General features: G+C 65.5%; 8 protein-coding genes. 4 read left to right on the top strand and 4 right to left on the bottom strand.

Annotated features, from left to right (window positions below):
• Window positions 1–405 precede the first annotated feature (405 nt).
• Both RJQ10_RS07355 and RJQ10_RS07360 read left to right on the top strand, forming a co-directional pair.
• Window positions 406–1,476: an SMP-30/gluconolactonase/LRE family protein gene (locus RJQ10_RS07355; RefSeq protein WP_350145140.1), complete on the top strand. Its 1,071-nt coding sequence runs from the start codon at window positions 406–408 to the stop codon at window positions 1,474–1,476.
• A complete protein-coding gene (locus RJQ10_RS07360) occupies window positions 1,473–2,852 on the top strand; it encodes an SLC13 family permease (RefSeq protein WP_350145142.1) in 1,380 nt (459 codons plus the stop codon). Before RJQ10_RS07355 ends, RJQ10_RS07360 begins: the two co-directional genes overlap by 4 nt.
• 42 nt (window positions 2,853–2,894) lie before the next feature.
• Here the strand turns inward: RJQ10_RS07360 and RJQ10_RS07365 are convergent, their stop codons facing one another.
• From RJQ10_RS07365 to RJQ10_RS07380, 4 genes are all read right to left on the bottom strand, one after another.
• A complete protein-coding gene (locus tag RJQ10_RS07365; RefSeq protein ID WP_350145144.1) occupies window positions 2,895–3,374 on the bottom strand; it encodes a peroxiredoxin in 480 nt (159 codons plus the stop codon).
• Window positions 3,375–3,467: 93 nt separating this feature from the next.
• Window positions 3,468–4,121 (bottom strand): TetR/AcrR family transcriptional regulator, encoded by a 654-nt coding sequence (locus tag RJQ10_RS07370; RefSeq protein ID WP_350145145.1) that lies wholly within the window; start codon window positions 4,119–4,121, stop codon window positions 3,468–3,470.
• A gap of 24 nt (window positions 4,122–4,145) precedes the next feature.
• Complete coding sequence (locus tag RJQ10_RS07375) at window positions 4,146–4,631, bottom strand: phasin family protein (RefSeq protein ID WP_350145147.1); 486 nt, start codon at window positions 4,629–4,631, stop codon at window positions 4,146–4,148.
• 123 nt (window positions 4,632–4,754) lie between these two features.
• A complete protein-coding gene (locus tag RJQ10_RS07380; RefSeq protein ID WP_350145149.1) occupies window positions 4,755–5,360 on the bottom strand; it encodes a hypothetical protein in 606 nt (201 codons plus the stop codon).
• Window positions 5,361–5,577: 217 nt separating this feature from the next.
• Here RJQ10_RS07380 and RJQ10_RS07385 point away from each other — a divergent pair, with 217 nt between their 5' ends.
• Window positions 5,578–6,771, top strand: a complete 1,194-nt coding sequence (locus RJQ10_RS07385) for an efflux RND transporter periplasmic adaptor subunit (RefSeq protein WP_350145151.1) — start codon at window positions 5,578–5,580, stop codon at window positions 6,769–6,771.
• 14 nt (window positions 6,772–6,785) lie between these two features.
• Window positions 6,786–9,859 (top strand): efflux RND transporter permease subunit (locus RJQ10_RS07390; protein WP_350145153.1); only part of this gene is annotated, 3,074 nt, incomplete at its 3' end.

Consider the following 9,859-nt stretch of genomic DNA (forward strand, 5'->3'; position numbering starts at 1 on the left):
GTGCGCGGCCAGACGGCAGCGCAAGATCACCGCAGGAACGCGCGCCGCATGCGCCCGCAATGGAGTAGCGGAGTCCCCGCCTCCCGGAGCGACGCAGCGGCCGCCAGGCCGCCAAGCGAACGAAGCGACCCACGGAGCGACGCAGCGGCCATCAGGCCGCCAAGCGAACGAAGCGACCCACGGAGCGACGCAGCGGCCGCCAGGCCGCCACGCGAACGAAGCGACCCACGACGCGACGCAGCGGCCGCCAGGCCGCCAAGCGAACGAAGCCACACGAACGAAGCCGTGGATGGAGCGATAGAGCGGACTCTGGGATCGCCAGGGGGACCCGCCCGCGCAGCGTTCGTACTTTACAGAACACGCGAGGCTGGGCAGGATGCAAGGCCTGGTCAACGAGGATTGATAATGCGCATAACGCCGCTCCTTGCCCTTGTGCTTCCCGCGCTCCTCCTGGGCGCGCCTTCCGCACTGGCGGCCGCCGTGCCCTGCGACGAGGTCGACGGCATCCGTTCCATCTGCGGCCTGGCAGCGCCGGAGGATCTGGTGCCCGCGCCCAATGGCCGCGACCTGATCTTTGGCCAGATGGCCGAACCCGGCGGGCTCTGGCTGCTGGACACCCGCGACGACAGCGTACATGCGCTGCTGCCTGCGGGCCCGGTATTGGCACCTGAGGAGCTTTGGGGCGACGAGGGCTGTGATCAGCCGACCAGCTGGCTGGGTGCCCACGGCCTGGACCTGCGCCAGCGGGCCGATGGTCGCTGGCAGTTGCTGGTGGTCAATCACACGGAGCGGGAGTCAGTGGAGTTCTTCGAGCTGCTGGACGCGGATACCGGGCGGCCGCGGGCGGTCTGGCGCGGCTGTGCCGTGGCGCCGGAGGAGGGCAACCTCAACGATGTGATCGGGCTGGCGGATGGCAGCTTGCTGGTCACTCATATGGCGCACCGGCGCTGGCCGCTGTGGTCGGCAGTGCAGGCCGCGTTCGGCCGCGACACGGGTTTTGTCTACCGCTGGAGGCCCCGCTCGGGGTTTGTGCCAGTGCCCGGGACCGGGGGCGCCCATCCCAACGGGATCCTCCTGGCGCCCGATGAGCAGAGCTTCTACCTCAATGTCTACTTCGGTGGCAGCGTGCGCCGGCACGCTGTGGACAGCGGTGCCCTGTTGGCGGAAGTGGCGGTAGAGAAGCCGGACAATGCCAGTTGGGCCAATGATGGCAGTCTGCTGGTGGCCTCCCACCAGGCCAACTTGTGGCAGCTGTTTCGCAGTCTGCAGCAGGATCATGGCGCACCCAGCCTGCTGCCTTTTACCGTTGTGGCCATAGATCCAGCCACCATGGTAGCGAGACCCCTGCTGCAGCTTGAAGGCCCGCCGATGGGCGCGGGTACGGTGGCCCTGCAGCGCGGGAATGACCTGTACATCGGCTCTTACGTTGGCGATCGCATCATTCGCCTGCCCATGCCCGGAGCTGCCAGCGAGTGACCTTCTGGCGCAGTTTGTTGCTCTGGGGTACGCCGCCGCTGGCTGTGGCGGTGGCTTTGCTGTTGCTGCAGGCGGGCTACAGCGGCGATATCGCGATTGTCGGCATGGTGGCGATCTGGTGTGTACTCTGGTGGGTGTTCGAGCCGGTGCCGATCCCCGTCACTTCCCTGCTGCCGATTGCCCTCCTGCCCCTGTTGGGGGTGCTGACCCCGGCGGAAGTGGGGCAGGCCTACGGCTCCCCGCTGATCCTGCTGCTGTTGGGTGGATTCCTGCTGTCCAAAGCCATGGAGCACTCCGGTGCCCATCGCCGTATCGCGATTGGCATGGTGCGGCTGGTCGGCGCCAGCAGCGGTCGTCGGCTGGTGCTGGGATTCATGATTGCCGCCGCCGCGCTGAGCATGTGGATTTCCAACACCGCGACCACGCTCATGCTGCTGCCGGTGGCGCTCGCGGTGCTGGAGGCAACGGACCGGCGCCGGGAACTGGCGGTGCCGTTGCTGTTGGGAGTGGCCTATGCCGCCAGTGTCGGCGGTATCGGCACCCCCATCGGCACCCCGCCCAACCTGATTTTCATGCAGGTCTACGAGCAGACTACGGGGGCTGCAATCAACTTGACCCCATGGATGGGCTGGGCGGTACCGGTAGTGGTGGTGATGATCCCGCTGATGGCTCTGCTGCTGACCCGCGGCCTGAGCGGGCGGATTGTCGTCGAGCTGCCCGATACGGGTTGCTGGCGCAGCGAAGAGAAGCGGGTGTTGCTGGTGTTCGGCCTGACGGCGCTGGCCTGGGTTACCCGCGGTGAGCCCTTTGGTGGCTGGCAGGCCTGGCTGGGCCTGCCCCAGGCCAACGATGCCTCGGTGGCGCTGCTGGCCGTGGTAGTGATGTTTGTGCTGCCCAACGGCAAGGGTGGGCGCCTGCTGGATTGGGAGCGGGCCAGCAGCATCCCCTGGGGTGTGCTGCTGCTGTTTTCCGGCGGTATCTGCCTGGCCAGCGGATTCGTGGCCTCGGGACTGAGCGAGGTGATGGGGCAGTGGCTGGTGGGGGCAACGGACATGCCGGTGTGGCTGCTGCTGTTGCTGATCTGCCTGGTGGTTACCTTCATGACCGAGACCACATCCAACACGGCCAGCACGACCTTGTTGATGCCGGTACTGGCGGCAGCGGCACTGGCGGCGGACATCCCGCCCGAACTGATCATGGTGCCCGCGGCGATGAGTGCGAGCTGCGCCTTCATGTTGCCGGTGGCAACGGCGCCCAACTCGGTGGTCTACGGCAGTGGCCTGATTACCACAGCGCAGATGGCGCGGGAGGGCTTCCTGATAAATCTGATGGGGGCGCTGGTGATCAGCACCCTGTGCTATATCCTGCTGGCCTGATGCGCGGCAGCGGGCGCGCCGTGCCCCGCTGCCCGTCAGCTGTCAGAGCAGCGCCATCATGGTGTCGGCAGAGCTCACATCGATCCCGGGGCCGGGCTCGACATTCAGGTGGGTTACGGTGCCGTTCTCCACGATCATCGCGAACCGCTGGCTGCGCTTGCCGAGGCCGAAGCCGGTGCCGTCCAGCTCCAGGCCCAGCGCTGCGGTGAAGTCGCCGTTGCCATCGCCCAGCATCAGCAATTCCTCGGCGTTCTGGGCCTTGCCCCAGGCGTCCATGACGAAAGCGTCGTTGACCGCCACGCAGGCGATGGTGTCTACGCCTTTGGCCTTGATTTTGTCTGCATTGACCACGTAGCCGGGCAGGTGGGTGACGCTGCAACCCGGGGTAAAGGCGCCCGGCACTGCGAACAGCAGAACCTTCTTGCCCTTGAAGATCTCGTCGGTAGTGATATCAACCGGGCCTTTTTCGCCCATGGTCTTGAGGGTTGAAGAGGGGATCTTGTCCCCGACCTTGATTGTCATGTACAGCTCCTTGGTTGCTGGGGTTGGCCTGTGGGTGGTGGGAGATCATAACAGATGAAACGGGATCTGCGCTGCCTCCTGATGAGGCTCCCTTTACCTGCCCTCGATCATACTGTCGAAGATGGTCTGGCAGTCGCGGTAGAAGTTCAGCTGGGCATCCCCGAGGTAGGGGGCGACCATGGTCAGCAACTGCAGGACCCCCTGGTGAATGATGACCTGCGGTGCGCGGGGTTCGTGCAGCAGCTGGTCGTAGCTGAACCAGTAGGTCAGGGCCAGGGTCATGTTGTCGACCAGGCTCAGCAGCTGTTCCTCATCGGTGTCGATCACCGCCTGTTCCAATAGATTGTTGCAGATCGCCAGCAGCGCCGAGCGCTGCAACTGCAGGAGGCGGCGAAAGCCCTTGCGCACGGGTGGATAGCGCTGCAGCAGGTCGTCCAGGTTGTGGTAGAGGAAGCGGTACTGCCACATGTCCTCCAGCACCACGTACAGGTAGTACCAGTTGTCTTCCACCCCGCCCGGCTCGGCACTCAGCGGCCCCTCCAGGGGCGCCCTCAACGTGTCGCTCAGGGCAATCTCGTATTGCTGGAACAGCTCGTCGATGATCTGGTCCTTGCCCTTGAAGTGGTAATAGAGATTGCCCGGGCTGATGTCCAGCTCGTTGGCGATGTCGATGGTGGTGGTATGGGCCTCGCCCTCCTCGTTGAACAGGGCGAGACTGGTGACGAGAATGCGGTCGCGGGTTTTCAAGAGGCGCAGGCCCGGAGCCGGGGTTCAGGCCGGCTTGCTGCCACCGCTCCTGCCGCGGCCGGGCGCCGCCTTGGTCCTGGCTGCGGTCCTGCGGGTGGCAGCTTTCTTTCTGGCGGCGGGCTTGCGGCCGCCCTGGGCTGCCAGCGCCGCGGCAAGGTCGTCAACCTTTCGCGTCAGGCGGTCAATTTTTTCATGCAGTGCCAGCAGGTCTTCGCCGCGGGCGGGCAGCTGCAGCTGAAAGCTCTCCCGCACCCGGTGAATGCGCTCTTCCACCGATGCGCGAGCAGCCTTGCTGCTGGATATTCCCTTGCGGGCCTCGTCCTCCAGCGCGGCGCCGGCCTTGACCAGCTCGCGGAACAGCTTTGGGGTTTCCATGCCGGCTTTCTCCATCCTGTCCTGCGCCTCATCCACTGCCCGGCCGTAGGCGCCCACGCCCGCCAGCCAGATATTGCGGGCGATCTCTCCGGCCTTGTCGGTGACTTTGCTTTTTTCGTTCTTGTCGTCGCTCATGCGTCGTCCTCCGCGCCGGTGACTGACAATGCCGCCCGGGCGGCCATTTAACCAGAAACAAAAAAAAGGGGCCACATAGTGACCCCGAAAACAGTCCCTGACCAGCAGGGAGGAAAGCGGTGCTCAGGCAGCCGAGCGGAAGCCCACCGAGGCGCGCAGCTCGTCGAAGCGGGCGCGGGCCTTTGCCAGGCGCGCTTCCAGCTTCTTGCGATCCTTCAGGGCGTCCAGTTCCAGGCGGGGCAGCTCGATTTCACTGATCAGGCCCTTGGCGTCTTTCTCTACCTTGCTGCCGCGCTTGACCAGATCCGCGTAGGCGACGTTGGCAGCCTTGCCGCGGGCATCCAGGCGGGCCTGCAGTCGGTCCAGACGTGCCTGCATTTCATCGTAGGCCTTGCCGTAGAAACCGAGGCTGGCGAGGAAGGCATTGCGGCTTACCGCACGGGCGCGACCGGCCAGTTTGGTGGCAGCCTTTTCCGCATCGCGTTCGTAGGCAGTGGCTGCCTTGGTGGCGCGACGCTTGTAGGTGCGGGCCTTGGCTTCAACTTTCTCCACGGTTTTCACGGCTGCCGACTTGCTGGCAGCGCGCGGCCGGCCGGGGCCCCTGCGGGTGGTGGCAGTCTTGCTCGCGGCGGTTTTCGGGGCTGCCTTGCGCTTGGCAGTGGCGCGCTTGGGAGCGGTCGAGGCGCTCGCGGCGGTGTCGGTTGCAGATGTGGTGTTTTCGTCAGCCATGTCAGTACTCCTTGCCTGTTGGATGCGGTGTAATGCAACACCGATGCGCCTACAATAGGGATAAAAATTAGAATGTTCCTACTAGAAGTGACATATTCCCGCTGCAGCCATCCGCCCCCGCCGATCCTGCGTATTTTCACCAGTTCCCGTTATGATACGGTTTCCGGGGAGGGCTTGAGCCCTGGTTACCCGATAGCCTCGAACAGTCAGGTGTCTCATGGCCTTGAAAATCTCGCGCTCAGTGTTGGGAGCAGCCGCCGTCGCCGCCTTGGGGGGCGCCCTGTCCTGGGTCTTGCTGGTGGCCAAACCCGCCCCCGAACCCGAGGCCCTGCCCCCCGAGACATTGCCCCTGGTGGATGTGGTCAGCGTTGAGCCCCAGTCGCTGGCGCTGAACGTAACTACCCAGGGAACCGTGCGCCCGGTGCGCGAAATCGACCTGGTGAGCCGCGTCGCGGGCAGGGTGGAAGACGCAGCGCCCGATTTTGCCGCCGGCAGCTTTTTTCGCAGCGGGGACCTGCTGGTCAGTATTGAGGATGTGGATTACCGCTTTGCCATCGCCCGGGCCCGCTCCCAGGTGGCGGCGGCGGAGCAGCGCGTGGCTGAGGAGGAGGGCCGGGCCCTGCAAGCCGGGCGTGAATGGCGCGATTTGGGTAACCCCGATGCCAACGCCCTGTTCCTGCGCGAGCCGCAGTTGGCGTCCGCCCGGGCGGCTCTGGAGGCTGCCAGGGCTGACCTCGGCGCCGCTGAACTGGATCTGGAGCGTACCCGCGTCATCGCCCCCTTCAATGGCCGGATCAGTGAGAAGCTGGTCGATATCGGGCAGTACGTCACTCCCGGCACCCGTATCGCCCGCGTCTATGCGACGGATGCGGTAGAGGTCAGGTTGCCGCTGACCGATCGTCAGGTGGCCCTGCTGGACCTGCCGCTGCACTACCGGAGCGATGACAGTGCGCTGGAGTTGCCCGCGGTCACCCTGCGCGCAACTTTCGCCAATCGCGACTGGGAGTGGCGGGGCCGGATCGTGCGCACCGATGCCCGTATCGATGAGGACAGCCGGGTGGTGTACGCGGTAGCCGAGGTCCGGGAGCCCTTTGCCCGCGGTCCCGCGGGCGAGCGTCCGCCGCTGGTGCCCGGAATGTTCGTCAGCGCCACCGTGGGCGGGCGCGAGCTGGAGGCGGTAGCCAGCCTTCCCCGCTCGGCCCTGCGCAGCGACACCGGGGTGATGCTGGTCGACAGCCGCCAGCAGGTGGTGGCGCGTGAGGTCAGCGTGCTGCAGAGCGAAGGTGGCCGGGTCTGGGTGCAGGGCTTGCAGCGCGGTGACCGGGTCATTGTTCACGAGCCCACGGTCACGGTTGCCGGCATGCGGGTGGAGGTCAAAGAAGTGGCGCGTGTCGCCGGCGCGAGTCGCTGATTGTGGGCGGCCCAGTGCGCTGGTTCATCCACAACCCCATAGCGGCCAACCTGTTGATGCTGTTCCTGCTGGTGGGCGGAGTACTGGGTGTTCCAGCCCTGGAGAAGCAGTTCTTCCCGACCTTCGAGCTCAACCGCGTCAGCATTGCCCTGGCCTATCCCGGGGCGGGCCCGCGGGAGGTTGAGGAGCAGGTTTGCGTCCGTATCGAGGAGGCGATCCACGACCTCAGCGGGATCAAGGAAATACGCTCCACTGCCCGCGAGGGCCTCGGCACGGTGGTAGTGGAAGCGGAGGCCGGCTACGACATGCAGCGCTTGACGGCCGAGATCAAGACCCGGGTCGATGCCATCAATACCTTCCCGGTGGAGGCCGAGCGCCCGATCGTGACCGAACTGGCCTTTCGCCACTATATGGCCGCGGTGTCGCTGGCGGGCAACCTCAGCGAGCGAGAGCTGAAGCGGCTAGGGGAGCAGCTGCGCGACGATCTCGCGGCTCAGCCCAACGTCTCCGTGGTGGAGCTGGAAACACCGCGACCCTACGAGGTGTCGGTGGAAGTTTCCGAGTACACCCTGCGGCGCTATGGCCTGACTTTCAGCGACGTGGTCGCCGCTATCCGCAGCTCTTCCCTGAACCTGCCCGCAGGTGCGATCAAGGATGCCGGGGGCGATATCCGCCTGCAGACCCGGGGCCAGGCCTACGACCGCTTTGAGTTCGAGCGTATTCCGGTAGTGACTAGCCGCGACGGTACCCAGGTCCTGCTGCGGGACGTGGCCACCGTGGTGGATGGCTTTGAAGACGTGGACGTGCGCACCCGCTTCAACGACAAGCCCTCCCACACGCTGCATGTCTTCGTGACCACCAGCCCCAATACCCTGGCCACCAGCGAGACAGTGCATGCCTGGGTGGAGCAGACCCGCCAGCGGCTCCCCGCGGGTGTTGAACTGGCGGTCTGGCGGGACTCCTCGGTACCCTTCAAGGGGCGCGTGGATACCCTGCTGAAAAACGGTATCGGCGGGCTGGTCCTGGTATTCCTGGTGCTGGTGCTGTTCCTGCGTCCCCGGCTGGCCATGTGGGTCTGTGTCGGGATTGCGGTGGCCTTTGTCGGCACCCTGTTCCTGCTGCAGTACACCGGCACCAGTCTGAACATGATCTCGCTGTTTGCCTTCCTGTTGATCCTGGGGATCGTGGTAGACGACGCGATTATTGTCGGCGAGTCCATTCATGCCCGCCAGGCGGCGGGGGAGCGGGGTGTCGCCGGGGCCATCAGCGGTACCCGGGCGGTGATCAAGCCCGTGATCTACGCGGTGGTCAGCACCATGATCTTTTTCGTGCCCATGTTCTTCATGCCGGGAGACATGGCCCAGGCCGCGGTTGCCATTCCCACGGTGGTCATCATCGCCCTGGCCCTGTCGCTGGTGGAGTGCCTGTTGATCCTGCCGCCGCACCTGGCGCACATGCCGCCGGTAAAGCCCAGCCGGTTTGCCACCCTGCGGCGGCTGGAGATCCTGCGCCTGCGCTTCGCCGACGGCATGACCCGCTTCGGCAGGCAGCGTTACCGGCCATTCCTGGCCCTCTGCCTGCGCCATAACCTGCTGGTGACGGCTGCGTTCCTGAGTCTGTTGCTGGTGAGCCTGGCGCTTTACGGCGGCGGCTGGCTGCGCTCGGCGTTCTTTCCGTCGATCAACTCCGACTACGTGATTGCCGAAATCGAGCTGCCCGAGGGAGGTGCCTTCAGCGATACCCTGCGCGTGCTGCGCCAGGTGGAGTCGGCGGCGTTGCAGCTCAAGCAGGAGTACAACCAGGATCCGGTTTTCGCAGCCCTGGGGCCCGCGATTGGTCATATAGACTCCAGCGGCAATGCCAACCAGATCCGCGTGATCATCGAAACGGTGTCGGATGAAGTCGACACCCGAGAGCTTGCCGACCGCTGGCGCGAGGTCATCGGCGAGCTGCCCCCGGTGCAGGATTTCCAGATGGATTACACCATCAACGAGATGGGCAAGCCGATCCGGCTGGTGGCGGCGGCCGCATCGCTGGAGGACCTGATAGCGGTGGCTGCAGAGTTGCGCAAGGTGTTGCAGACTTACCAGGGCGTGTACAACATCAACGACAGCCTGCAGGACCCCCAGGAGGAGATCGTGCTGGGGCTGAAACCGGCGGCCGAGAACCTGGGCATCACCCTCGCCGAGCTGGCCCGGCAGGTGCGGGAGGCCTTCTACGGTTCCGAGGTGCAGCGCATTCCCCGGACCCGGGAGGACGTGCGGGTCATGGTGCGCTACCCCGAAGCCGAGCGTCTGTCGGTGGACAACCTCAGTGAGATGCGAGTGCGCACCCCCGCCGGCGACGAGGTTCCGTTCGCCACCGTGGCCGAGATCCGCTACGAGCCGGGCTACCTCACCATTGACCGCCTCGATCGCAAGCGCACCCTGGAAGTGTCCGCTGAGGTGGTGCCGGGCAGTGTGGAGCCCCGGGCAGTGGTCAATGCCATCCTGCGCGAGCATCTGCCGGGGTGGCAGCAGCGCTATCCGGGGCTCAGCCTCGCCCTGGACGGTGAGCTGCAGGAAGAGTCCGACTTCATGAGCGCCATGCTCAAGTATCTGGTGCTGGCGATGCTGGTGATCTACGCCCTGATGGCGATCCCGTTCCGCTCCTATTTCCAGCCGCTGCTGGTGCTCACCGCGATCCCCTTCGGCGTGATGGGAGCGATCTTTGGCCACCTGATTCTCAACTGGCAGGTGAGCATGTTTTCCTTCCTGGGGGTAATCGCCTGTGCCGGGGTGGTGGTGAACGACAACCTGGTGCTGATCGACCGCATCAACCAGCTGCGCGCTGCCGGGAATCCGATTCTGAAGGCCCTGCTCCAGGGTGCCGAGGACCGGTTCCGCCCCATCATCCTGACCTCGCTCACCACCTTTGTCGGCCTGCTGCCGATCATGGCGGAGACCAGCGTGCAGGCCCAGTTCCTGATCCCCATGGTCACCTCCCTGGCCTTCGGCGTGCTGTTCGCCACCTTCGTCACCCTGCTGCTGGTGCCCTGCCTGTATCTGGCCGGGGAGCAGGCGGGCGCCCGCCTGCGCCATCGCAGGCA

It is taken from the genome of Haliea sp. (genome assembly GCF_040222615.1).
Taxonomy (GTDB): domain Bacteria; phylum Pseudomonadota; class Gammaproteobacteria; order Pseudomonadales; family Halieaceae; genus Haliea.

Bases quoted from the DNA above. Each gene is read 5' to 3' on its own strand.
- RJQ10_RS07355 (WP_350145140.1), top strand. From the start codon at position 406: ATGCGCATAACGCCGCTCCTTGCCCTTGTGCTTCCCGCGCTCCTCCTG.
- RJQ10_RS07365 (WP_350145144.1), bottom strand. From the start codon at position 3,374: ATGACAATCAAGGTCGGGGACAAGATCCCCTCTTCAACCCTCAAGACC.
- RJQ10_RS07375 (WP_350145147.1), bottom strand. From the start codon at position 4,631: ATGAGCGACGACAAGAACGAAAAAAGCAAAGTCACCGACAAGGCCGGA.
- RJQ10_RS07380 (WP_350145149.1), bottom strand. From the start codon at position 5,360: ATGGCTGACGAAAACACCACATCTGCAACCGACACCGCCGCGAGCGCC.
- RJQ10_RS07385 (WP_350145151.1), top strand. From the start codon at position 5,578: ATGGCCTTGAAAATCTCGCGCTCAGTGTTGGGAGCAGCCGCCGTCGCC.